25 protein-coding genes and 1 pseudogene are annotated in these 23578 nt (G+C 35.3%); 12 read left to right on the top strand and 14 right to left on the bottom strand.

Translation table 11 applies throughout. The features are described 5' to 3' along the window. Positions 1-77: 77 nt before the first annotated feature. From JMM81_RS15135 to JMM81_RS15120, 4 genes are all read left to right on the top strand, one after another. The gene (locus tag JMM81_RS15135; RefSeq protein WP_256242402.1) at positions 78-380 is read left to right on the top strand and encodes a DUF5634 family protein; all 303 of its coding nucleotides are present in this window, start codon (positions 78-80) and stop codon (positions 378-380) included. 199 nt (positions 381-579) lie between these two features. Next, positions 580-1005 carry a ferritin-like domain-containing protein gene (locus tag JMM81_RS15130; protein WP_256242401.1) on the top strand — a complete coding sequence of 142 codons (426 nt, stop codon included), beginning with the start codon at positions 580-582 and terminating at the stop codon, positions 1003-1005. 177 nt (positions 1006-1182) lie between these two features. Continuing rightward, on the top strand, positions 1183-2550 hold the full coding sequence (locus JMM81_RS15125) for an MmcB family DNA repair protein (protein WP_256242400.1): 1368 nt from the start codon (positions 1183-1185) through the stop codon (positions 2548-2550). A 138-nt stretch (positions 2551-2688) separates the two neighbouring features. After that, on the top strand, positions 2689-3789 hold the full coding sequence (locus JMM81_RS15120; RefSeq protein ID WP_256242399.1) for a DUF4236 domain-containing protein: 1101 nt from the start codon (positions 2689-2691) through the stop codon (positions 3787-3789). Positions 3790-3922: 133 nt separating this feature from the next. Here the strand turns inward: JMM81_RS15120 and JMM81_RS15115 are convergent, their stop codons facing one another. After that, positions 3923-4108 carry a hypothetical protein gene (locus JMM81_RS15115; RefSeq protein WP_256242398.1) on the bottom strand — a complete coding sequence of 62 codons (186 nt, stop codon included), beginning with the start codon at positions 4106-4108 and terminating at the stop codon, positions 3923-3925. A 449-nt stretch (positions 4109-4557) separates the two neighbouring features. Between JMM81_RS15115 and JMM81_RS15110 the strand changes: the two genes are divergently transcribed. Then, positions 4558-4782, top strand: a complete 225-nt coding sequence (locus JMM81_RS15110) for a hypothetical protein (RefSeq protein WP_256242397.1) — start codon at positions 4558-4560, stop codon at positions 4780-4782. Between the two features lie 154 nt (positions 4783-4936). Here JMM81_RS15110 and JMM81_RS15105 read toward each other — a convergent pair whose 3' ends face one another. Next, the gene (locus JMM81_RS15105; RefSeq protein ID WP_256242396.1) at positions 4937-5773 is read right to left on the bottom strand and encodes an SDR family oxidoreductase; all 837 of its coding nucleotides are present in this window, start codon (positions 5771-5773) and stop codon (positions 4937-4939) included. A 177-nt stretch (positions 5774-5950) separates the two neighbouring features. Here JMM81_RS15105 and JMM81_RS15100 point away from each other — a divergent pair, with 177 nt between their 5' ends. Then, on the top strand, positions 5951-6094 hold the full coding sequence (locus JMM81_RS15100; protein WP_256242395.1) for a hypothetical protein: 144 nt from the start codon (positions 5951-5953) through the stop codon (positions 6092-6094). 147 nt (positions 6095-6241) lie between these two features. Here JMM81_RS15100 and JMM81_RS15095 read toward each other — a convergent pair whose 3' ends face one another. From JMM81_RS15095 to JMM81_RS15070, 6 genes are all read right to left on the bottom strand, one after another. Beyond that, on the bottom strand, positions 6242-6493 hold the full coding sequence (locus JMM81_RS15095) for a GlsB/YeaQ/YmgE family stress response membrane protein (RefSeq protein WP_256242394.1): 252 nt from the start codon (positions 6491-6493) through the stop codon (positions 6242-6244). Between the two features lie 332 nt (positions 6494-6825). Beyond that, positions 6826-6966 carry a hypothetical protein gene (locus JMM81_RS15090; protein WP_256242393.1) on the bottom strand — a complete coding sequence of 47 codons (141 nt, stop codon included), beginning with the start codon at positions 6964-6966 and terminating at the stop codon, positions 6826-6828. A gap of 63 nt (positions 6967-7029) precedes the next feature. Beyond that, on the bottom strand, positions 7030-7194 hold the full coding sequence (locus tag JMM81_RS15085; RefSeq protein WP_256242392.1) for a hypothetical protein: 165 nt from the start codon (positions 7192-7194) through the stop codon (positions 7030-7032). A 245-nt stretch (positions 7195-7439) separates the two neighbouring features. Continuing rightward, positions 7440-8459: a DUF3231 family protein gene (locus JMM81_RS15080; RefSeq protein ID WP_256242391.1), complete on the bottom strand. Its 1020-nt coding sequence runs from the start codon at positions 8457-8459 to the stop codon at positions 7440-7442. Between the two features lie 444 nt (positions 8460-8903). Next, positions 8904-10427: a catalase gene (locus JMM81_RS15075; protein ID WP_305367817.1), complete on the bottom strand. Its 1524-nt coding sequence runs from the start codon at positions 10425-10427 to the stop codon at positions 8904-8906. A gap of 515 nt (positions 10428-10942) precedes the next feature. Further along, the gene (locus JMM81_RS15070; RefSeq protein WP_256242390.1) at positions 10943-11821 is read right to left on the bottom strand and encodes a LysR family transcriptional regulator; all 879 of its coding nucleotides are present in this window, start codon (positions 11819-11821) and stop codon (positions 10943-10945) included. Between the two features lie 534 nt (positions 11822-12355). On the opposite strand from JMM81_RS15070, the gene JMM81_RS15065 reads away from it, so the two are divergent. From JMM81_RS15065 to cdaS, 3 genes are all read left to right on the top strand, one after another. After that, positions 12356-12871, top strand: coding sequence for an undecaprenyl-diphosphatase (locus JMM81_RS15065; protein WP_256242389.1), 516 nt, complete (start codon positions 12356-12358; stop codon positions 12869-12871). Positions 12872-13104: 233 nt separating this feature from the next. Further along, entirely contained in the window at positions 13105-13284 is a 180-nt protein-coding gene (locus JMM81_RS15060; protein ID WP_256242388.1) for a small acid-soluble spore protein H, read from the top strand. A gap of 263 nt (positions 13285-13547) precedes the next feature. Next, on the top strand, positions 13548-14171 hold the full coding sequence (cdaS, locus tag JMM81_RS15055) for a sporulation-specific diadenylate cyclase CdaS (RefSeq protein WP_256242387.1): 624 nt from the start codon (positions 13548-13550) through the stop codon (positions 14169-14171). A 318-nt stretch (positions 14172-14489) separates the two neighbouring features. Here cdaS and JMM81_RS15050 read toward each other — a convergent pair whose 3' ends face one another. Then, on the bottom strand, positions 14490-14912 hold the full coding sequence (locus JMM81_RS15050) for a DUF1801 domain-containing protein (RefSeq protein WP_256242386.1): 423 nt from the start codon (positions 14910-14912) through the stop codon (positions 14490-14492). A 136-nt stretch (positions 14913-15048) separates the two neighbouring features. Next, positions 15049-18270, bottom strand: a complete 3222-nt coding sequence (locus JMM81_RS15045; RefSeq protein ID WP_256242385.1) for a DEAD/DEAH box helicase — start codon at positions 18268-18270, stop codon at positions 15049-15051. Positions 18271-18662: 392 nt separating this feature from the next. Here JMM81_RS15045 and JMM81_RS15040 point away from each other — a divergent pair, with 392 nt between their 5' ends. The 3 genes from JMM81_RS15040 (at position 18663) to JMM81_RS15030 (ending at position 21370) form a co-directional block, all read left to right on the top strand. Then, a complete protein-coding gene (locus JMM81_RS15040) occupies positions 18663-20114 on the top strand; it encodes a carbon starvation CstA family protein (protein WP_256242384.1) in 1452 nt (483 codons plus the stop codon). Between the two features lie 124 nt (positions 20115-20238). Continuing rightward, positions 20239-20697, top strand: coding sequence for a DUF3920 family protein (locus JMM81_RS15035; protein ID WP_256242383.1), 459 nt, complete (start codon positions 20239-20241; stop codon positions 20695-20697). 259 nt (positions 20698-20956) lie between these two features. Further along, positions 20957-21370 (top strand): hypothetical protein, encoded by a 414-nt coding sequence (locus JMM81_RS15030; RefSeq protein ID WP_256242382.1) that lies wholly within the window; start codon positions 20957-20959, stop codon positions 21368-21370. Between the two features lie 141 nt (positions 21371-21511). On the opposite strand, the gene JMM81_RS15025 is transcribed toward JMM81_RS15030, so the two are convergent. From JMM81_RS15025 to JMM81_RS15010, 4 genes and pseudogenes are all read right to left on the bottom strand, one after another. Further along, positions 21512-21649, bottom strand: coding sequence for a hypothetical protein (locus tag JMM81_RS15025; protein ID WP_256242381.1), 138 nt, complete (start codon positions 21647-21649; stop codon positions 21512-21514). Then, positions 21646-22641 (bottom strand): LLM class flavin-dependent oxidoreductase, encoded by a 996-nt coding sequence (locus tag JMM81_RS15020; protein WP_256242380.1) that lies wholly within the window; start codon positions 22639-22641, stop codon positions 21646-21648. Before JMM81_RS15020 ends, JMM81_RS15025 begins: the two co-directional genes overlap by 4 nt. A gap of 336 nt (positions 22642-22977) precedes the next feature. After that, a pseudogene (locus JMM81_RS15015) lies at positions 22978-23202 on the bottom strand (heavy metal translocating P-type ATPase); the annotation flags it as partial. Positions 23203-23273: 71 nt separating this feature from the next. After that, entirely contained in the window at positions 23274-23504 is a 231-nt protein-coding gene (locus JMM81_RS15010; RefSeq protein ID WP_256242379.1) for a hypothetical protein, read from the bottom strand. Between the last annotated feature and the right edge of the window lie 74 nt (positions 23505-23578).

Below are 23578 nucleotides of genomic sequence, written 5' to 3'. Positions count from 1 at the left end.
TGGATTCTTCAATACCCTCCACCCTTTTGATTCGAACATATATGAAGGATAAAGTTTATCAGGAAAGAGGGATCGATATGAAATATTTATCACGCGAGCAAATTATTAATGAATTACAACAGTCTCTTCAAGATTATATCGAGCAATACGATATCGATAGTATTGGTATTTTTGAGGAACAAGGTCAAGATCATCAATACTATATGGGCTACACCGTTAATAAAGGAGGAAAAACCTATCATATTCATACCCCCTATACGAAAAACAATCAAGGAGGATTATCCCCTGTTCAAAATGAATGGACAGTAGAATCCGATGAACCACGGAAAGAAGACCTCAGAGGGTATGAGAGTCTAGAAAGTGTATTTCGCGATATTTAGTATTTAAAAAAGGACTATCCAAAGTAGACTTACTTTGGATAGTCCCCTTTCTTTACATGAAAAGAGATACAGTCTGTATATTGGAATTATTTGCGGCGAACATTAGTAGATAAGTTAAAAAAACGAAACAGAGTATCATTCTGTATATATTCTTTAGAATAGTAAAATATATAAGGAATACAATTTAGGAGCTTTTGCTATGAAAAATACGGTCATTAAAGAATTGAATCATTTTCTTGAAGGAAACTTCATGGCGATTCATGCCTATGAAAAATATATTCATCATATAGATGATCTTGATCTAAAACAGACACTCCAAAAAATTCAGCAGGATCATAAACAACATGCTACTATGATTGCAGAAAGAATACAAAATCTCGGAGGTATACCCGTTGATGATGTAGGAATTCAGGGCACTATTGCTGAATTTGTTAAAAATTTTACAGAATCAACGAACGGTACCACACATATTTTGAAAGATGCTTTAGTCGGTGAGAAACGAGGGATAGAAATATCTCAAGAACTTGTGAAGGGTGACTTGGATTCTGAAAGCCTAGAACTTGTTAAAAAGATTTTGAATCACGATGAAAAACATGTTAATCTGTTAGACAAGCTGATCCATTAAAAGGATCGTGACTAATTCTTTAATGATCTCCAACTCAAGCCATCTTTTCATTATCAAACAAGAATGAATTTATTTTCCCTTTTTCATACATAACTATAGTGACTTTTTGATTTTTCTATTATAATTATTCTCAAAATGAGTGTACGGAACACATTCACTCACGGGGAGGGAAATAGAATGAAAGCAACAATTACAGGTGTTGATCCCCTAAGTAAGCGTATCCTATTGGATTTAAACCGAGGGGTAAAGGTTTCTGATATCCCTACTCATTATCCAGTATCAATAGACCAATCGAAGAGGTTATCCCGTTTTAATAACATGTTAAAATTAGCAAAGGAAAATCTAGAAGAAGAACACTATAACCGATTCCAGTTATTAGGCATAAAAGGCTTGCCTCTCGCACCTTTATTTCGACAGTCCGATTGGGGAGGATTACTAGAAATTTTATCTGTTGTTACGGATGAAACAAAAAGAGACGAAATCCAATTTCTAATGAACGCTTTGGATGAAAAAAGAAAAAGAATTCATGAATTTAAAGAAAAAACAGATTTGACTTTATCACAATTAGAGCATACCGAAAAATCATTAATAAAAAAAGAAAAAGAACTTATCAAATTACAACAGAAGATGAATGATCAAATAAAAATATTTCATCAATATCCAGAACCTTTTCGTTCATTTCTAAATGAGTATTTAGGATTATACGAAGAAAGATTAGTTCTAGCAAAACGTCTTCATGTTAAATGGCAACAAAGTTTAAGTAGTGATGGAATCCTCCATTACGATGAAGTGACACGCATCCATTATATAGATGATTTTCATAGGTTTATGGAATCGTTGAAATCAAGGCATAATCGTGGGCTCGAGTATCGATGGAATCCAGGTACAGATATAGATCGATTAAGGAAAGAAACTCCTTGGGAAGAAGTACCACATAATGGAAAGTACCTGATCCCTTCTGTATTTAGTGATCCATTTATTGATTCGATAAATAAAATAAACCAAGAACTACAAGACACCCGAGGGAAAAAAGAAGAAATTCAAAAAGAATTATACAAGATGAAACATAAAACGATTCAATCTTATCTGGAGCTGACCGAAGTATCCGATTATCTCTCAAGCGTAGATTTAAAGCGACATAAAGAATTACAAGAAAAAGCTCTTAAATGGCTTTTTCAACGGGATTATATTGCGATAGCAGACTTCCCTCTTCCCAACGGACAAACAGCTAATATATTCGCTTATAACGAGTCTCAGATTGTAATTGTTAAAATCAAGGTTTCACAAGAAGATTTAATGACTGATCAAAAATGGATCGAATACTTACCCTATTGCCATGACTTTTATTTTTTAACACCTTCTGATCTACAATCCTTGGTAACAGAAGAAATTCAAAATGTGAACTGTGGACAATTTGTAGAAGTAGAAAATAACATAAAATTAATTAAACCTGATGAACGACAAATAAATAAAGTTGATCAAGCGAATGCGTTAAAGTTTTCTGCCACACAGTTATTATCGAGAAAATTCATCTATGGTTATTAAGTTTAAGTGCTAGGTGCCATCCAAAAATTGGATGGCACCTGGCACTTTATTTTATCCTGTTCATCCTTTACAAAATCCCTTATCATGGGAGATAGTAGAATATTTTTCAATTACTGGCAACGAATAGGAGGAGTGACAGTGGGATTACGATTTCGAAAAAGTTTTAAAATTGCCCCAGGGGTTCGTCTAAATGTTGGCAAAAAAAGTGCAGGTCTTAGCTTTGGTGTAAATGGATTACGGCATAGTATCAATAGCTCGGGGAGAAGAATGAGTAGTGTAGGAATTCCAGGAACTGGTCTATCCTATGTGACAACGAAATCAGGTAAGCCTTATAAATCGAAAGCTTATCAAACACATAAAAATTTACAGGCCCAACAAAAACAACTACTTAAAGAACAGGAAAAAGAACAAGCTCAATACGAAGTCGAACTATTTGAAAATCAATGTGAACTTGTAAAATCAATCCATATAGAGTGTGACGACAACGTCGATTGGATGAGTATCCTAAACACTTCTCCTCCCTATCAACTTGGAGAACCGGGTCCGAAAGAAAGAGAAGCCCAATATCAGTATGATCACTATAAACCTGGCTTTTTCGAACGAGTATTCAACAAAGATGAAGAACAATATGCTCTTTTGTCTGAGCAAATCCAACAAGCTAAAGTAGAAGATGAAAAAGCTTATAAGGAATGGGAAGAACTTATTGAGCTTGCGAAATCCGTCCAAACAGGTGATATCGATACGTATTTTAAAGTAATCGAGGAAATGGATCCTTTAGGTGACTTAAGTGAATTTGGTAGTGGCTTTGAGCTTTCAACAGATGCCCCCTCCTACATGGAAGTCGAATTTGATGTTCATTCCAATCACATCATTCCGACTGAGGAAAAGAAATTAACAAAGACAGGAAAGTTATCGGTTAGACAAATGACCAAAACACGATATTATGGCCTTTTGCAGAATTATGTATGTAGTTGTATCCTTCGAATTGCTAGAGACTTATTTGCCTTACTTCCACTACAAACAGTTGTGATCCATGCCTTTGACGAACAATTAAACACAGCAACTGGCCACGAAGAACGCCTATTAATCCTCTCCGTCAAGATCGATCGAGATATCCTAGAGGGATTAAACTTTGAAAACATCGATTGTTCGGATTCTATGAATAACTTTCCACATCATATGAAGTTTAGAAAGACGAAAGGTTTTGACTTAGTTGAAAAAATAAAGGCAAATAACTAATCAGTCTTTTATAGATAAAACTTCACCACTTATATTAAAAAGCACAGCTAAAAGAGCTAGGATTTAAATCCTAGCTCTTTTAAGTTAACTAAAATAAGCAATAGAGGCAATTAGTAAATGACCACTCCACAGATTATTTTACAATTTTAATATGAGAAAGTTTCTTTTCATTCTTTTTGTCAAATTCTTTATAAATTCCTGCCACCATTGACACGATGGTTAGACCAAACAAAATGAAGGCGATTCCAAAAGAAGGCGTTAAACTAACGACATAGTATAAGAACAAGCATAAGATAGAAGTAATGAATAGACCATTCATTTTAGACCCCCTTTTTAAAATATTGGCTGTGTTAATGATGGTTGTTGATAAATGGCCTTTGGTGTATGCGGCCATTTGTTTGATTCAGCATGAATCACGTAATGGACGTGTATACCAAAGACTTATAGAGCAGCACGATTGTTTAACACAGCAAAAATATTAAAACGTATAACTATTACAGCTTTTCAACAATTTATTGTCTAAATTGTGAATTTTATTTGTCTATATTGTAAACCTTGTCCAACAGAATATAAAGAAAATTCATAATATATTTTTCCTCATTCCACGTATTTCTTGTTTTACTACGATGAGTTTAAATTGATCATATTTGATTTGATCATTCACTAGACATTCAGATACATCTATATATTTTTTCATATTTGGAAGGAATTTAACAATCTTTTGTAGAATTTTGTAAAGAACAAATGTTTTCGAGAGGTGGAAATAGGATGGATCGAATCAGTTGTCTTGCATATCTTCTCTATCAGGTAAATCATGAGGAATTAAAACAAGCCGCTTTACAATTGGTAAGTGGAGAAATTTCCATCAAAGAGCTCCAAAACAATAGCCAATTTCTCCCTTATATTGAAGAAGCCAAAAAAACATTAAAGAAAAACACATTGAATAAAAATGATGTATGCGATTTTGTAGAACAATATTTATATGCCTATTAAGGTCCAAAAAGACTTTATTTATGAAAAATTCTATTGCAGTATACTTGACAAAAAAGATCCAACTCCTAATGGAACTGAACACATTGTGGAAGTCGGGTCTTTTTTTAGTTTATAAGAATCTCACTTTCAACATATTAACTGAAACCTTTATTTCCTATTGAAAAAGCTTTTTCATCATCACCTTTTCAAGTATCTTCCAAGGTAAAATTTTTTTCAAAAGCAGATTCCGCTTAACCCCTTTGCCAATTGGATACCTGAGCTTAGGGGCCTTGGATTGCGTGGCAATGTCGACAACTAATTTCGCTACTTCAAGTGGATCACCATGCTTTGTTTTTCCTGTTTCTATTTCTTTTAAGAGAACAGACAAATAGGCGTGATACGGAGAATCTAGAATACGTTCTGTTCCATCTACACCAGACCATATATTGGTCTTATATGACCCAGGCTCGATGAGGACGACATCAATTCCAAATGGTTTTAATTCAAGTCTCAAACTCTCGCTATAGCCTTCAAGTGCATGCTTGGAGGCTACATAAGGAGATAGTCCTGGAAATCCGAATTTTCCGCTAATACTACTCATATTGATAATTCTCCCCTGCCTTTGAGACCGCATAAAGGGAAGAACGGTCTGTGTAACGGCTATGACTCCAAAAAAATTCGTCTCGAATTGTAGACGGAAATCTTCCATAGAAATCTCTTCACTAAATCCTCCAATAGCCGTCCCTGCATTGTTTACAAGTACATCAATCGATGGAAATTCATTCAAATATTCTTTCAACTCGTCGATCGATTCTGCTGAAGTCACATCGAGACAGTGCAAGTGAACTAAATCCAGCATCTTTTCCTTATTGACTTTCTCCAAAAGATGATCTGATTTACTCATATCTCTCATGGTAGCAATCACTTCAAAACCGTTTTTTGCTAACTCTATGGCACATAACAACCCAAATCCACTGGATGCCCCTGTTACAATGGCTATTTTTTTGCTCATTCTATTCACCTTAACCGTTTCATTTTTTCTATTGTAACGCATTTTACTTTTACAAAAAAATAACAAACTAAATATAAAATCTTTAAATTTTGTGTAAAAGAACCTAACAAAAATATGACATTATTATACTAAAGGATTTAAAATATAAATATAAAGATAAGTTTGGAGGCAATTCATATGAGTATCAATGACAAAATTCTGTTCGCAGGAGATGTTTATACGATCATATACGATTATAAAAATGGCCGATTTGAGATTAGGAATGAAAAATCTCCTAGAAAAGTATTCTTAGTTACTGAAAAAGAGATTACTAAAATATAAGTCGGCTTAAGCGAAACAATCCAATTTGTACCTTAAATAGGCATTACTTTCTAAAGTTTAACATATAATCAATTTCTAAAATAACAAGGGCAAGGGTATCCTAAACTTTTTAAAGATAAAAAACACCTTAGAATTCATCTAAGATGTTCAAAATAACTTTGATAAAAACCCAACAATGATGACTACAATGATCGCGCCAATTAGTGCTGGAATTAATGAAAATCCAGCTACAATTGGCCCCCATGTACCAAATAGACCATTACCTAGCCAAGTTCCTACGAATCCAGCAATGATTGCACCCGCCCAGCCTCCAGGCATATCAAACGGAGATAATTTTTCAGCAACAATCCCAATAACCATAGCCATAATAACAGAAAGGATAAAAGCTGATACACTCATTTCGCAAACTCCTTTTTTAATCATGTTATGCTTATCGTTTCACTACTGTTCAATGAAGCATTATTAAACATGAAAAAGAAATGAAAAAAGTGAACAACACCATACTTGATAAATATGCAGAACTTATCCTTATTATTGATTCCCATGAGTCAAAAACTAAGTTAGTAGAAGAAATTCTTTCGAAACATTTAGCGAGCGAGTGAGAGAAGGGAACCACAAACTGGAAAAGGACAACGTCTAGACATTGTCCTTTTCCGATAAAAAATAGTTTCTTTTATTTTTCTCTACAAGCAAGCTAAGACTTACAAAAACCTCTACTCAAAAGTTCCTTTTTATGATCCATTTTTTAAATTTTTGAGTACCGGGGGCATTTTCTTTTCTGCCTCTTTCCCCTTCTGTTGTGAAGACTTATTCGCTTTCACATTACCTGATTGAAATCTTGCTTCATCCATTCCATCAATAATATTAGTCAATACATTCACCCCATATTGTAGTCCAGTCAAAATGGTTATCTATGGAAAATAAAACCTAGTATTTTATAATCCTCCACATGAAGAACGATTATTTTTATTTTTTTGAGAGTTGTCTTCTGTTTCTTTGGAAACAGATTCTAATCCATATCCGGTTGAACTAATCTCTAAAACTTCTTGGTCAGTTTTATGACTTAAACTTTGATTTAAACGATTCTGTTCTTTTTCCATATCCGAACCTCCATACATTCATTTGATGTAACAAGTCTCGCTGTTTGCATCTTTTATCATGCTCTTTTTGGAATAGAAGCATACGAAAAATAATTATTTGTCCAGAAACCTTACCAAAACAAAAAGAACCGTCAACATTGACGGCCCTAGTTACAAGTCTTGCACCTATTTTCGTACAAATGGTACTAATCATATACTTTTTTGATTTTCTTAAAAGAAATGCCTTGATACTTTAATACAAATGATCATTTCCCATTGTTTTCTTTTGCTAACTCATCTCGATCAGCTGCCATTGGTGGCTGTTCTAACCATCTATTATTGATCATGATATTTGAACCATCTTCAGAGTAAAGTTGAACTTCTAAAGATAATCTGTTGTATAAGACACCTAAATCTATCCTAGGACTCTGGGCAATACTTGTTCCATAGTAGCCAACACTTAATGAAATCAAAGATGAGGTAAAAAACATCATGAGTTTATCAGAAAATGTATACGTTGTACTGTTTGTTACTTCCGATGCCCATGTCATAGGGACAGAAAGATTGCTCTCCTCTAGTTTAGCTCCACATAATTTTATATGTTTTTTAGCGATTTCTATCCCTTTAAGAGTGAATTGTTGTACATCCTTATCCTGTGCAACCTGAGTAAACCCAACCAAGGTCGCTGCACCTAAAGCATTCCTCTGGATATTCGCATGTAAATTCGCTATTTCAAATGCTATTAAAGGTCTTTTTTCCCCAAGTACATCTAAAACAAATCCTTGCTTCTTCACAAATTCAACTTGCTCTAGGTTGGGTATATATGGGGACCTAATATACAGACCTTTTGACAATAATACATCCTTTGACATCTTACATAATTGCATCGTCTCAGTAAGGCATTCCATATAATAATCTGTTATGTCTAATCTTACAGATGATGCTACACTAGCTGAATAATTGGTAAGCCCAATCTTCGACATTTGATGGATAAAATTCAATACATAACTATCTGAATATAGCCTAGGAGCTGCTAAATTCACATCTTCCTCTACCTTAAAACCATGAGGGATTCTATTCTTTTCCTTAGCAAGTAGTTCAGTTAATTTTTGTATATGAGATTTCGATAATTGTAAAGCATGCTCTATAATAGGTATAATTTCAGGGTCCTCAGCCTTCTCTAAAAAATAGGTCAGCATACATCTACTTCCACTATCATTTATGTATTGAGACCAAAGTTGAGCCATTTCTGCTGCTGTTAGCCTTATCTGCTTATCTTGATCCATCAGATTACCTCCCTATAACGGATACCTTATTACCATCTTTTCCAAAAGTGAAAATTATATGTAATGGGATTAGGACTTATGTATGTTGAGAAAAATAAAAGTTATAGGTAATGGAATAACCTATAACTGTAAAAAAATGGAGATAATAAGGTATATTATCTCCATTAACTGTTTCTCATATTCGTTTTTATTTCAAAAAATAAATCTCCACGACTACTACTTTTAAAAAAACTAGTTTACCCACTTCATATCAAATTCGCCCCGCCGAATTTGCGCCCGGATTTTTATCGAGCTCGCTCGATAAATGACCTTTAAAAAATCCGAGGCATCCGCCGGAGGCTTAACTTCATTCAGCCGGGGTTTGAACCCCCACTGAATCAGAGAGCTTTTTGCATTCATCCCCCACTTACAGAAGTGGAGGACTTCTGCTGAATGAAGTTAAAATTATTCTTTTCCGCTTACTGCTTCTACTTCATTCATTGGAACACCAAGCGCTTTTGCTACACCTTCACCATAAGCAGGGTCTGCTTTATAGCAGTTGTTAATATGTCTTAGTTGAACTTCTTTTGTAGTTCCTTGCATATTACGAGCTGTATTTTCAAATAATCTTTGCTGTTCTTCAGAAGTCATAAGGTTAAATAATTTACCTGGTTGTTCATAGTAATTATCATCATCTTCACGGAAGTTATAAAAATCAGTGCCTCCCGTAAGATCTAAAACTGGTTCTTGATGTTCTTTTGAATCTTGCCACTCACCATAACTGTTAGGTGAATAAGAAACTTGCCCTTGCGAAGGGTTATAAATTCTCATAGCCCCATCACGATGATAAGGATGGAAATTCTTCGCATTTTTTGGATAGTTTACTGGAATCTGCCAATGGTTTACACCTAAACGGTAGCGTTGAGCATCACCATAAGAAAATAGTCGTCCTTGAAGCATTCTATCAGGTGAAAAACCGATACCAGGTACATGATTCGTAGGAGCAAAGGCAGATTGCTCTACTTCCGCAAAATAATTCTCTGGATTACGGTTCAATTCAACTTCCCCTACTTCAATTAGAGGGAAATCTTTTTTATACCAAACTTTTGTTAAATCAAATGGATTGTATGGCAAATCACTTGCTTGTTCATCTGTCATTACTTGGATATACAATGTCCATTTAGGATAATCACCGCGTTCAATCGCTTCAAATAAATCTCTTTGATGACTTTCACGGTCTTTACCGATCAATTCAGTAGATTCTTGGTCTGTTAAGTTTTTGATTCCTTGTTGAGAAACGAAGTGGAATTTTACCCATACACGTTCATTATTAGCATTAATCATGCTATACGTATGACTTCCAAACATATGCATATGTCTGTAGCTTACTGGAATACCACGTTCACTCATTGTAATGGTCACTTGGTGAAGTGCTTCAGGTAGTGATGACCAGAAGTCCCAATTTGCTTGAGGATTGTGCATATTTGTTTTCGGATCACGTTTTACAACATGGTTCAAATCTGGGAATCTCTTAGGATCTCTGAAAAAGAATACAGGTGTGTTATTACCAACAAGATCCCAGTTCCCTTCTTCTGTATAGAATTTCATCGCTGTACCACGAATATCACGTTCTGCATCTGCTGCACCACGTTCACCAGCAACGGTTGAGAAACGGATAAACATATCCGTCTTCTTGCCAACTTCTGAGAAAAGGTTGGCTTTTGTATACTGGGTAATATCTTTTGTTACAGTGAATGTACCATATGCACCAGATCCTTTCGCGTGCATACGACGTTCTGGAATGACTTCTCTATCAAAATGTGCTAGTTTTTCAAGAAACCATACGTCCTCCATTAGCAATGGACCACGTTTACCTGCTGTTTTAATATCGTCATCATTCGATACAGGAGCACCAAAAGCTGTTGTCATTTTTTTATTCTGATTATTATTTTCATTATTGTTATTGTTGTGGTTATTTTTATTATCCATATTATTTAAATACCTCCTAATGTTTTCATATATTATAATTATTATAATATCATATTTATTACAAAGTACAAGTAAATTGTTTCATATACTTATTATTTAATAACTCCACTCTATAATCTTATTATAACAGATTCATTATTATGTATAATCTAAATAATTATCACCCTTTCCTTCCATTTATATGATCAGAACACTAAAATTCATATTAAAGTTTATTATCATTTACAACTTACAAATGATAATAACAACTATTTTTCAAGCTCAAAATCAAAGTATCTTCTTAATCAATTAAAAAACATCTGTACATCTTACTTGTTGTTGAACATATCACCCAACAACAAGCAAGATATACAGATGCGCGCTCCTTTTATCAATATTCTATTCGATTTAAAAGAGTCAACTATTTCCGATGTTGAAAATATAAACATCACCTACTACTGCCCACATTATAGATTTTTCACTTGGCCATAATTATAAGTATTATAGTTAACATTGGAATGGACAAATCATTATTTTTATTTGCTCTGAATTAATTCTAAAAGACTCGATACCCAAGTTTTATTAAACCTTTGTGGTTTTTTAACCAGCCATAAATTCCTCGTAAGGTTGACTCCGTTCATGTCAATTTCTCTTAACGTTCCCTGTTCTAATTCTCTAGCAACAGTCAACCTTGGTAAAATACTAATTCCAAGTCCTGCCTCAACAGCACTTTTTATCGCTTGAGTACTTCCAATTTCCATATAACTATCAATTTTTTCTAGAATTCCATACTCTCTTAACATATTTTCAACAATTAATCGTGTTCCTGAGAGGGATTCACGCCAAATCATCCTCTCATTTACCAGTTCTTCAATACATACCTTTTCTTCCCACTCGTGGTCAGGTGCACAAACGAGAATCAATTCGTCATCTGCGAATTTCTCAACAATTAAGTCGTTATTTTCAACAATGCCTTCAACCAAAGCCAAATCAATCACATCATTTGTTAAATCCTCCAAAATCCCAGGGGTATTTTTAATGGTAAGCGTTACTTTAATATCTGGTTTTTGTTTTTTGAACCTCCCCAATAAACTTGGCAATAAGTATTCTCCAATAGTGAAAGTAGCCCCTACTTGAAGGCTAGCATTGTATTTACCTATTTCCTGTTGAACAACTTCCTTTGAACGATTAAAATCATTTACAATGGTTTTAGCGTATGGATATAATATTTTGCCTGTTTTGGTTACTTTCAACTTTCCTCCCGTCCTGTCGAATAACAAAGTACCATAAAAATTTTCCAATTGATTAATTTGTCTTGTTACAGCTGGCTGAGATACAAAGCTTAATCTTGCTGCTTGGCTAATACTTCCTTCATCTACTACCAAACAGAACATTTTCAAATTTTCTATATTCAAGTCACAGCCTCCCTATTAATACACGAATAATTCTAAATATTATAATAACATATATTTTCTCAATTAAATCATCTAACCTTACTTAGATATAACAGTTTTTTATGCCCTATGATTTATATAAGTCCAGCTTAATTTTTCGACATAGTATAGAAACGGTCGGCCAACCTCCTTTCACTTCGCTGTTATTACTACGTACATAAAGGCTTGCTCGAGCAGATTGAACAACCGTTTCTTATATCGATTTAATAAATTGGATTTATATAACTAGATTTAAATACATTTAGAAAAACGGATTTTAGGTCTCTATATTAATTTCTATTATAAGGGTTTTGTTTAAAATTTTTTATAAACAGTTTCACGAGTGTTTAATTTTATGTAAATAAATCTTACTATTTGGGAGATATATTCTCTTATCAATTCTTATTAATACAGATAGGTAACGGTTTAAATTTATCGCCTTCTTTTCTCGATTTTTACATATTTCTTACCTTGTAGGGAATTTTATTGGTATCTATGAAAGAAGGAGACGTGTTAATGAACTACAAAGTATTTAAGTCAATTAATCAACTTTCAGGACGTTTTTCTCCAATTGATTTGCTGATGATATTAATATCAAATAAGATTCGTTATGTGTTTATCTTTGTTTTAATTTTCATGTGGTTTAGAAATGATTTTTACAAAAGGTTGTCTTTTAATGCAGTAATATCTGCCGGGATTACTTTGTTTATAAACACCTTGATTAAGTTGTTTTATTTTAAACCACGCCCATTTGTAAAATATCGGGTCGGCATACTCATTCCTTCAAAAATGGATTCTACATTTCCTAGTAAACATACTCTACTTGTGTTTGCCATTTCTACTTCAATCTTTCTTCATAAACGAATCCTAGGATCAATCATGTGGGTATTATCTGTGTTAACAGGCTTCTCACGTATTTGGGTAGGACATCATTATCCATCTGATATTATCGGAAGTGCCTTTATAGCTACCATAACCAGCATCATATTAGACAAAATTTCCCGCTGTGTTAATTATTTCGTCCGTCAATAGTAGCGATAATTTAGTGAATTCATGTATGACTACTATTTGTATTTATACAGTATCAACAGACAAATTGGTTTTAGAGTTTACTAACCCTAATTTCCCCAAATAAAAAATACCCATTTTCATGTGGGTATTTTTTATTTGGCAATCAGTTTTTGGTTGCATCTTTTTATGTAGATGGGGAATCTTTAAAAAGAGTGATTACTAATTTTCAGAACAATCGAAAGGAGATTATTATTATGAATAAACAACGAGCACAAGAAATTGCTGCTTCACCAGTCATGGCTAATGTAACCTTCAATGGAGCTCCCATCTATATTCAAAATGTGGACGAAAATAATGAAACGGCTAGAATTTATCCTCTCGCTGAGCCAGAGAAAGAACAACAGGTTTCTTTATCTAACTTAACAGAACAATAATTTGCTTAAACGGTAGGATCCGCTGGACACTTATGATTGAACTATCAAAGAGGAAAAACAATCAGGAACAGCTTATTATTAATCTGTATACAGGTTATCAAATTGCCGTTAATTCTGATGAAAGGGCCGGTCGCACCTTGGTTCCGTTCTGTTGATAAGAAAAGGCCCTACATGAAGTCTGGTTTGAAGAATATTCTAGAATAAATAGGAGACCCCCATTTTAACGATCTATGATTTTTCATAATGAATGGAGGTGCTGACAAGTGAACACTACTAATTGCGATTTTTCACCAACGAAACAACAATTGTCAGATGGAATACAGCAAATCACTAGTGAACTTCAACACAGTTTGGAAGTACTAGGTAATGAAGACTATTGTCTCTTAAGCAATCTAGAAGCAATAAAGGAAAAATTTATTCAAATGGAATCAGTCGCTGCTTCCTTTTATTTAAACTGTTATTTATCAGCTTTTACAGATAAATATGAAGAACTATCTGTCTGTGTTCAACGTCTGTCCAATCGATATCATGGTGCGTTAATCGTGGTGGAACGCAGTGACCCTCTTGATCCTTTCATCCAAAAAGGAACGACTATAGGAGCTACTTTAAACTCAGTATTGTTAGAGACTATCTTTTTTCCTGGAAACCCTCTTCATGATGGAGCCGTACTCATTCGCGCCAATCAAATCGTTTCAGCTGCGAATGTTCTCCCACTCACAACTGCAGTTATAAGTGGGAGAAAACTAGGTACTCGTCATCGTGCCGCACTAGGTTTAACGGAGAAAAGTGATGCTCTTGTCCTTGTCGTTTCTGAAGAGACAGGCATCATTTCTTTTTCTTTAAATGGAAGACTTTACCCCATTAATACTGCTCAAACTTTACATTAAAAATCCCTGGCAATAACCTAGACTGCTTCGGCTGTCCAATCAGTCCCTAAAATCAAAGTGAGGGCTATCCTAAAATTCAATTTTTATTGACTCTTAGGGTAGCCCTCTACTATTTAATCTCCTTTTAAACCGTTATAGCTTAAATTGACAAACTAATCCATTTAATTCTTCTGCTAGCTTGGAAAGATCATTTGAACTTCATGCTACTTCTTCCATCGAACTACTTGTTTGTTGAACGGATGCGATAATTTGTTCAACTCCAGCTGCAGATTCCTCAATCGTGGCGGCGATATCAGATATTCTATTCAAATAAACTCTTTATTTATTCGGATAGGTTTCATTCAGAAAACGAACTGATTCATTAATTAACTCTTTTAATACTTCAACATCAATATCTTCCACTTTATTGATGTAAACACACCCTTTTCCTGCCGTATGTTTTCCAAAGTCTTTTAACCATTCTTCTCGTTTCCATTCACCTGTCGCAAAATACAAACTAATTTTCGCTTTTCGTGGGGAGAAGCCAACAAGTGGTGCATCTCCTTCATGACCGGATTCATACTTATAATGATACGAACCAAACCCAATAATACTTGACCCCCACATCTTCGCTTGATAACCTGTGGTTTCAGTAAATAAATCTAATAATTGATAAGCACCTTCACGTTTTTTAGGACTTTCAACCTTTTCAATAAATTCGATAACACTATTGTCGGTTTCTTTTGTTTTTAATTCATACATAATGAGAGGTTCCTCCTTTTCTTATATTGGTTAAACATTTGAGGACAGATATTTAAGTTCACTATATTAAACCTTCTATACGAAAGAATTTTTTCCTTCAACAACTGACTTACTGTATAGATGTTCCTAACTGCTTTTAGATCATTAGGATTTCTCGAATGTCTTCATCCGTAAGTGTTGATGATGTTTTCTCCTTAGAATCAATGATTTCTTCAATCAAATGTTTCTTTTTCTCTTGAAGTTCATTCATTTTCTCTTCGATGGTGCCACGAGCAACAAGCTTGATGACCTGTACGACATTTTTCTGACCCATCCGATGGGCACGATCTGCTGCTTGCTCCTCAACCGCAGGATTCCACCAAATATCATAAAGAATAACAGTATCAGCACCCGTCAGGTTAAGACCTGTTCCTCCCGCTTTCAAGGAAATGAGAAATAAATCGCGTTCACCAGTATTAAATCGATTGCAAATTTCTACTCGCTCTTCAGAGGGGGTCTTTCCATCAAGATAGAAAAAAGGCTGGTCTTGATAGGCTAATTCCCTCCCTATCAGCTCCAACATTTTCGTAAACTGTGAGAAAACCAATACTCTTCTTCCTGAAAGCTTTGACTCCTTGACAATCTGCATGAGTTGATCAAACTTGGCCGAACTTCCTTCATAGTCGTCCACAAACAAGGCTGGATGACAACAAATCTGTCGTAATCGAGTCAAACCAGCTAGAATTTTGATGCGATTTTTCCGCAGAGTATCCTTGTCCAGATGCTTCAACGTATCATGTCGCAGCTTTGCCAAATAAGCAGCATACAACTTTTTCTGATCTGGAAGCAACTCAATTGATTCTAGCGACTCCATTTTTTCAGGAAGCTCTGAAAGGACATCCTTTTTCATCCTTCGAAGTAAGAATGGACGGATCCGCCTAGCAATCTTTTCTCTTGAAAGGTTACTGTATTCCTTTAATCCAAGAAATAGTTCGGGAAAGACAACATGAAAAATGGACCATAGTTCCTCAAGCGAATTCTCTACTGGTGTCCCCGTGAGTGCAAAGCGATAATCTGCTTGTATTTTCTTCACGGCTTTTGCTGTTTGTGTAACAGGATTTTTAAAGGCTTGAGCTTCATCAAAAAACACTGTGTGAAAAATTTGTTTCTCATACCATTTTATGTCCTTTCGTAACAATGGGTAGGAGGTAATAACCAAGTCCATGTCCATTACATCCTTTTGTATCTTGAAACGATCTGTTCTATTCCCATCAACGATAACCGCTTGTACATCTGGAGCAAATTTCATGATTTCGTTAAGCCAGTTATAGGTTAAAGAAGAGGGACACACAATAAGGACTGGGAACTTTTTTTCACGGATATTCGGAAGCTCAGATAGAATAAACGCAATGCTTTGTAGCGTTTTCCCAAGTCCCATATCATCTGCTAGAATCCCTCCAAAGCCGTAGTGTGCAATTGTTTTCATCCATTTGTAGCCATGCTTTTGGTAACCTCGCAAGACCTGATCAACGCCTTTAGGCACATCAAAATCCAAACGGTCTGGATGGCGAATGTTTTCCAAAACCTGACGGAACGACTCCTCTATCGTGAAAAGATTCTCATCGTTGACAGCATCAAGAAACTGAATCCCTCGGACAAGGGGTACATTCAAGCCACTTTCCAACTCTTCATGCTGAACCGGAAGTTCATTTAGGAAGCGCTTGATTTCCTCAAACTCTCTCGTCTCTAATGAAAGGAGTGCTCCATTCCGCAAACGATAATATTTCCGTTTTTCCTCAAGAGCCAAAAGAACTTCACGTATATGCTTTTCAGGGATACCATCCATCTCAAATTTGAATTCCAACCAGTTGGTCCTCTCTTTATGAACCTTCACCCTGATCTGCGGACGAGCACTCCCTTTGGAAATCCGATTTCTCACTGCTGTAGTAGCGTATATTTGGACAAGCTTTTGTAGCTTCGGAACGGCATAGGTCAAAAACTCATATTCCAACTCTTCATTATGCAAAAAATATCCGCTGTCCGTCTTAGAAAACGAGCTATCCTCCATGATCTCTAGGATCGCATCCTCCTTCTCCACATCCCTTATCAGCATGGAGCTTGACCGAAGTTCCCGACCCTCCAATGGATTGATCACCATATGTTCATAATGGAACTCAAGTCCAGCAAGCAAACGATTTTTCACACGGTCTAAGTACAGTTTAGCAACCAATGGTGTCTTCAAAAACTGATTACGCATACTTCCAGCTATTTGTACATCGCCTAGTTTTTTTAAACCAGGAACAATCTTTTCTAGAAAAAAGGTAACCTGATCATGTGGAATTGAAATTTGATTCGTTCCTGAAACATCAAGCATTTTTTTCAAATCTGAGAGACGTTTGCAATCCTCCTTTCCCAATTGTATTAGTTTCCCTTCAGAGAGGACGGAACGATATGAATCCAACACAAGCATTCGATTCATCCCCTTGATCTTTAATTGATAGCCTTTGCTCGCATCTTTTGCAAAGTCAAATTGTAAAGAAAGTGGTCCTTTCATTAATAAGAGACCATCATACATGTTCCCGTCATACACCAACTTCTTCAATGGAGCTCTCTCCAATATTGGAAGGAGTCTGTCCCAAGAAGACGGGGGAATCAGTAATAGATATTGATTGCTAGCATATTCTAATTTGTCTGGCAATGCTTTCATGTACACCTTTTCATCTTGAATAACTTGAATGAGTTGCTGAATCACAGCATCTGTTTCTCTTTGAAAGCAATGAAGATTTGGATCGTACGTGAAAGAAATAGAGAGCACACTAGGATGTCCATCTCTCACATTCTCTAGAAAATCGCGGATATTTTTGACAAGAGTAGAACCTATTTTCATTTCGACTCCGAACATTTTTCGCCCCTTGCCTATTGTGATCGGTTTATATGTAAACTCTACATCAAGCACTTTTCTTTTTTCAAAATGAAGTTGCTGACCGCTTGATCTTACAGGAGAATCATTGAAAAGGCTCATCACCCCCTCGGTTAGCACCTGACTAGTTGAAGAGTCTGAGTAATGCTCACTTGGTCGTGTGGGTATGATTCCTTGACGCTGATGTTCGTAAAGCAGCAGTAAAACAGCTGCAACATGCTGACAGTCCTTTTGAAATGAAGCTAGTTTTGGGCAGCTACACGTCGTTCGGATTCTACCACTCTCATCCTTTTCAATGATGACATGGAAGTCTTCTGACCCTGTAACCGTTGCTTCACAAACTTCAGAACGATTCTTTTTAACGATTACTTTATTAGCACGAAAAAAAGCGTCTCCTCGTTTGAAGGAGACAATTCCGCACATGTCTTTAATGATTTTTTGATTTAGCTTGATATTCAACTGTCTGCTCCTTCCTGAGGATATTTCGCTTTTGTTAGCATCATTTATTTATCTAAAATACGATTTTATATGATTTGTATCAGTAAATAACTTTTTTATTATATCATACCGAAAAAAGGAACCCTTTCAAAGGAAGTCAGTAATAGAGGATGACTCCTTAAATGTCAAAATATATTTGTAATATTTAAAATATAAATACAATAAATTATGAATAAGTTTGACAGAATAATAAAGGTGTTAACCAAGCATCTCTAAAAGGGATCATCATTTGAATGGTTGATTTCATATTGGATAGGCTCGTTACCTATTCTCAAATCTCTTATTACTTTTCTTTTTATAAATTTATTTTTGTTAATTGCATTCATTTTTCTACCAAAGGAGGGATCATTATTATGTATACATTTTTGGTGGGAATCGCTCTTTTAATGATTGGATATTTTACTTATGGCAAATTTGTTGAAAACGTATTTGGCGTAAAAAAATATCGAGCAACACCAGCCTATGTCAATAGTGACAGTGTTGATTATGTACCGATGAGTACTCCTAAAAATTCGTTAATTCAATTATTGAATATTGCTGGTACAGGCCCTATTTTTGGTCCCATCATGGGAGCACTCTACGGACCCATTGCTTTTATTTGGATCGTGATTGGTTGTATTTTTGCCGGAGCTGTTCACGATTATTTAACAGGAATGATTTCGATCCGGAACCGTGGTGCCCACTTACCCGAACTGGCAAGCAGATTTTTAGGAAAAATCATGAAACATGTTGTGAATGCATTTTCAGTTCTTCTTCTTTTATTGGTGGGAACTGTATTTGTTATAACACCTGCAAGCCTATTGCATGTACTAACGGATGGTAAAGTAGTAATCAGCTTTATTATCGCTTGTATTTTTCTCTATTACACGTTAGCTACACTACTATCGGTCGATAAAATCATTGGTCGCCTTTATCCCTATTTTGGAGCATTACTTTTGCTTAGTGCTCTTGGAGTTGGAATTGGATTAGTCGTAAAGGGTGCCCCTATTCCTGAACTTTCTTTTACCAATTTCCATCCCGATCATGTCCCAGTATTCCCTTTACTATTCCTTACGATTTCTTGTGGAGCTCTTTCAGGTTTCCATGCCACCCAAACACCTATTATTTCACGAACAACCCAAAATGAAAGACAAGGGCGCAAGATTTTCTACGGAATGATGATAACAGAAGGAAGTATTGCGATGATTTGGGCTGCCGCAGCCATGAGCTTATTTCATGGCTACAATGGTTTGAATGAAATACTAGCAGCTGGTGGACCCGGAGCCATTGTCAGTGAAGCATCGACAGCGCTTCTTGGTGCAATTGGCGGGACACTTGCCGTGCTCGGTGTAGTTGTTTTACCCATTACTTCTGGCGATACAGCGTTCCGAAGTGCACGTATGATTATTGCTGAATATCTTAAAGTTACTCAGAAGAAATTTTCGAACCGCTTATGGATTGCCATTCCATTGTTCGCCATTTCAGCCGTATTAACACAAATCGATTTTCATCTTTTATGGAGATACTTCAACTGGGCTAATCAATCAACAGCTGTTATCGCACTCTTTATCGGAAGCATGTATTTATATGTTGCTAAGAAAAACTATTTCATTGCACTCATACCAGGAACATTCATGTTAGTAATAATCCTAACCTATATTTTAAATGCTCAAATTGGGTTCGGATTGCCTATGAATATTTCGTGGATTGGTGGATTGATCGGTACTGCACTACTTGTTGACATATTCTTTCATGCTGCCCAAAAAGCACGAGCAAACAAACTTCCACTTGAAGAAGATATATCAGATTGGAATAGAGGCGCCTGAAATGAGCCGTTCTCTATTCTGAACTATTTTAATCAAGAAAAAAGTCCTTCAATACGTATATTCGATCTCTTGTTGGCCATATCCTATAAGAAATATGGATAAAAATGTATTGGAGGTAATGTCCATGCCTATAAGTCAAGTTCTACAAAAACGTATCATTTTTCAACAATACAGAACATGGTATGTTTTAGATGATACCTTTTCTTGGAACATTGAAGCCTTGTACAATACTATTTTTACACACTTAGATTCCGTTTTTCATATCCCAGTTATTTTTTGTCCTAGACTTGAAGCGAATAAGATCATTAGTGACTTAGGTGATGAAGAAGATGAGTTTATACGATTTGCATCAGGGATTTATTGGAGAGAATTAGAGATTATTTTTATTTTTGATTTTGATGAATACCTTCCCTTAATGGAGACTCTTTTTCATGAATTTCGTCATGTAATGCAAGACCTCGACCCTGATTTTAGACATTATTTCGAATCTGATAAAAGATTACCTTATCAAGAACGAATGACTGAACTGGATGCTTTCCAATTTGCGAAAGAAAAAATAAATGAATATTTAACAGCCATGTGAGAAACTAATCTAAAAAAGGTGACTCCTCCCCTTAGATCAATCTAAGGAATCCTATGTTACTTCTCAACCCTTCAGCAAAACCGCCTATAAAAAGATGTAAAAACTCCTTTTTCAAAAACTTTTCCAAAAAAGGAGTTTTTCTACACTCTGAAATTAACTATAACATCACCTTTTCTACTATTTTACTTGACCAAAATCCAACAAAATTCATTGCAAATCTTATATAATAAAATGAAAAATATAAAAATGAGGAGTAACTATGCAAGAATTAATTTTAATTATAGCGGAAATCATCAATTCCATACATGATATTATTATGGATATGAGTAGTGGCGCAGGTCTAAATTTAACAGATAAGGACTTACATTTATGGGTATTTGGCATCATTGGCATCACAACATTTGGATTTGTTCATGTAGTATTTAAGTTTCTTTCAAAGTATAGCATTACATCTATATCATTTGTCTACACTTTTACAGTTCTGGTTGTTCTTGTATTTGCAATAGAAATTCAGCAAAAAATAACGGGTCGAGGGCAAATGGAATTTGATGATGCCGTTATTGGCCTTTGGGGCTTTCTGTTATTTTTTGCTGCGTTCCTTTTATTAAAGGGGATTTTTAAATTAATTGTTTATTTGTTTAATAGAAATAAAAGTAAAACAAATGATTTTTAACAGAGAAGGAACTGTATCTTTTCATTCAGCTCCTTAGACTTCAGACACTCTTAATGAAAATCGAGTGTGTCTTAGGTCAATCGATAAATTTTTACTTTATTGACCTTACACACTCCATCCTAGTATTTTATCGTCTACTCTTTAGAAATGAGTGTTTTTTCGTAATACTAAAAAGGTTTCATCCCATTGATCATTATGCTCTTCCTTCATGATCTCAATTGTATTTGACACCATTTTTAAAATAGTCCTTATATCTTCACTTTTTCCTTGTCTAATCATCTTCCATCAACAACCTCTTTTAGTATTTCATACGATCGTTTTTGTTTATCGGGAGCGTAAATATAAGACACGGCCATAATTTCGTCGACGTTATATTTCTCTTGAAAATCAATGAATTGTTGTCTTACCGTATCTTTACTTCCCAACAAAGTCACACTTGTCATCGAAGTAGCCATTACTTTTTCCATGGGATCCCAATCCAAATGTTCTACAGGAGGCATTAATGGCCTTTGAGTACTACGTACAATGTTTTGAAAGAATTGCTGCATTGTTGTTGCTAAGAATTCTGCTTCCTTGTCCGTTTCAGCTGCCACAACATTTAAACAGATCATCATATATGGTTTGTCGAGATACTCCGATGGTTGGAATCGTTTACGATAAATCGCTATCGCGTCTTCCATATGTCTTGGTGCAAAGTGGGAAGCAAATACATACGGCAGACCTAAGCTCGCAGCTAAATAAGCAGAGTCTGTGGAAGAACCCAGAATATAAATCGGAACCTTTGTGCCGACACCTGGATAGGCTTTTACATAACTTTGCTGATCTTCTGGGCCAAAATAGGTCAGTAATGCATTTACATCGTCAGGAAATGTATAGACTGAATCACTTTTTGAACGTCTTAAAGCGTTTGCTGTCTTCATATCCGTACCTGGTGCTCGGCCAAGACCGAGTTCAACACGGTTTGGATAAATAGTTGCCATTGTACCAAACTGTTCCGCCACGACTAATGGGGAATGGTTTGGTAACATGATCCCTCCAGACCCAACAAGAATATGTTCTGTGTGCTCTAACGTATGTTTAATTAGAATAGATGTAGCTGAACTAACCAGTGTTGATGTATTATGATGTTCAGCAATCCAATATCTTTTGTATCCCATTTTTTCAGTCTCTTGCGCAAGTTCCACCATCGCTTCAATCGCTTCCTTTTGACCTTGACCCTCGCGTATGGGAGCTAGATTTAAGACTGAAACGGGAATATTTATATTTGTCATTTACATTTTTCCTTTCTATCACTATCTTCATTTATATCGTAACAATTGAAAAAGAGATAACAAACTTTAATGCTTGTGAATCTTATTGTGGAAAAATAATCTAAAATTTGCAATCTCACTAGAAAATCGTATGACAATTTACATAGTTTTTTATTATTGTGTATTTAGCACATAGAGTTATTAGTTAAAATAGGTAAAACGAAAATGAATAAAAAGTAGAATTCAAAAAGCGTTAGACATTTTAGGATTCTACTGAATTTTTCATGTATTCTATTGTATCTTTCTATTTAAATCATAGGAAGGCCCACTTGTTCCTTCCGATAGCCTTTATTACTTTTATTCCTTTACTCGTAATAGTCGTAAACTATTTAATGACACCAATAGAGTAGCTCCCATATCTGCCATAATAGCGATCCAAAGAGTTAACCAGCCTGGCACGACTAAGAGTAGTGCAACTAATTTAATCCCTAGTGAAAAAGTGATATTTTGCTTAATAATATTTAGGGCTTTACGACTTAATTTCACTGTATATGGAAGTTTTCTTAAATCATCTCCCATAAGCTGTCAGACACCTTATGGGACAGTTCCTCGGTTCTCTATGTTATTTCAGGTATGTCTTCACTATATTGTCATTACTTACTATCACGATGATATATGCTACCGTGTCCATGATGGTAACCATGACCTGGATAATACCCACTATGACCATGATGATAGCCATGACCTGGATAATACCCGCTATGACCATGATGATAGCCATGACCTGGATAATAGCCACCGTGTCCATGATGGTAGCCATGACTTGGATAATAGCCACTGTGTCCATGATGAGAGCCAAAACTTCCAGGATATTGTCTTTCCATTTCAAATCCCCTCCTTGTCCTGTTTCATATCAGTGTATGTCACCAAATGCAAAGAGGTATAGGTTCTAAATTAG

Origin of the sequence: Bacillus sp. V3B, from assembly GCF_024494465.1 — a bacterium.
Lineage (GTDB): Bacteria > Bacillota > Bacilli > Bacillales > Cytobacillaceae > Bacillus_BD.
Note: the sequence above shows the minus strand (reverse complement) of the source record. Positions and strands in the feature narration are given on the sequence as shown.

Bases quoted from the DNA above. Each gene is read 5' to 3' on its own strand.
- JMM81_RS15035 (WP_256242383.1), top strand. From the start codon at position 20,239: ATGCCTATAAGTCAAGTTCTACAAAAACGTATCATTTTTCAACAATAC.
- JMM81_RS15115 (WP_256242398.1), bottom strand. From the start codon at position 4,108: ATGAATGGTCTATTCATTACTTCTATCTTATGCTTGTTCTTATACTAT.
- JMM81_RS15095 (WP_256242394.1), bottom strand. From the start codon at position 6,493: ATGAGTGTATCAGCTTTTATCCTTTCTGTTATTATGGCTATGGTTATT.
- JMM81_RS15125 (WP_256242400.1), top strand. From the start codon at position 1,183: ATGAAAGCAACAATTACAGGTGTTGATCCCCTAAGTAAGCGTATCCTA.
- JMM81_RS15110 (WP_256242397.1), top strand. From the start codon at position 4,558: ATGGATCGAATCAGTTGTCTTGCATATCTTCTCTATCAGGTAAATCAT.
- JMM81_RS15080 (WP_256242391.1), bottom strand. From the start codon at position 8,459: ATGGATCAAGATAAGCAGATAAGGCTAACAGCAGCAGAAATGGCTCAA.
- JMM81_RS15130 (WP_256242401.1), top strand. From the start codon at position 580: ATGAAAAATACGGTCATTAAAGAATTGAATCATTTTCTTGAAGGAAAC.
- JMM81_RS15065 (WP_256242389.1), top strand. From the start codon at position 12,356: ATGAACTACAAAGTATTTAAGTCAATTAATCAACTTTCAGGACGTTTT.
- JMM81_RS15075 (WP_305367817.1), bottom strand. From the start codon at position 10,427: ATGGATAATAAAAATAACCACAACAATAACAATAATGAAAATAATAAT.
- JMM81_RS15020 (WP_256242380.1), bottom strand. From the start codon at position 22,641: ATGACAAATATAAATATTCCCGTTTCAGTCTTAAATCTAGCTCCCATA.
- JMM81_RS15085 (WP_256242392.1), bottom strand. From the start codon at position 7,194: ATGGAAAAAGAACAGAATCGTTTAAATCAAAGTTTAAGTCATAAAACT.
- JMM81_RS15050 (WP_256242386.1), bottom strand. From the start codon at position 14,912: ATGTATGAATTAAAAACAAAAGAAACCGACAATAGTGTTATCGAATTT.
- JMM81_RS15040 (WP_256242384.1), top strand. From the start codon at position 18,663: ATGTATACATTTTTGGTGGGAATCGCTCTTTTAATGATTGGATATTTT.
- JMM81_RS15100 (WP_256242395.1), top strand. From the start codon at position 5,951: ATGAGTATCAATGACAAAATTCTGTTCGCAGGAGATGTTTATACGATC.
- JMM81_RS15030 (WP_256242382.1), top strand. From the start codon at position 20,957: ATGCAAGAATTAATTTTAATTATAGCGGAAATCATCAATTCCATACAT.
- JMM81_RS15105 (WP_256242396.1), bottom strand. From the start codon at position 5,773: ATGAGCAAAAAAATAGCCATTGTAACAGGGGCATCCAGTGGATTTGGG.
- JMM81_RS15010 (WP_256242379.1), bottom strand. From the start codon at position 23,504: ATGGAAAGACAATATCCTGGAAGTTTTGGCTCTCATCATGGACACAGT.
- JMM81_RS15025 (WP_256242381.1), bottom strand. From the start codon at position 21,649: ATGATTAGACAAGGAAAAAGTGAAGATATAAGGACTATTTTAAAAATG.
- JMM81_RS15135 (WP_256242402.1), top strand. From the start codon at position 78: ATGAAATATTTATCACGCGAGCAAATTATTAATGAATTACAACAGTCT.
- JMM81_RS15060 (WP_256242388.1), top strand. From the start codon at position 13,105: ATGAATAAACAACGAGCACAAGAAATTGCTGCTTCACCAGTCATGGCT.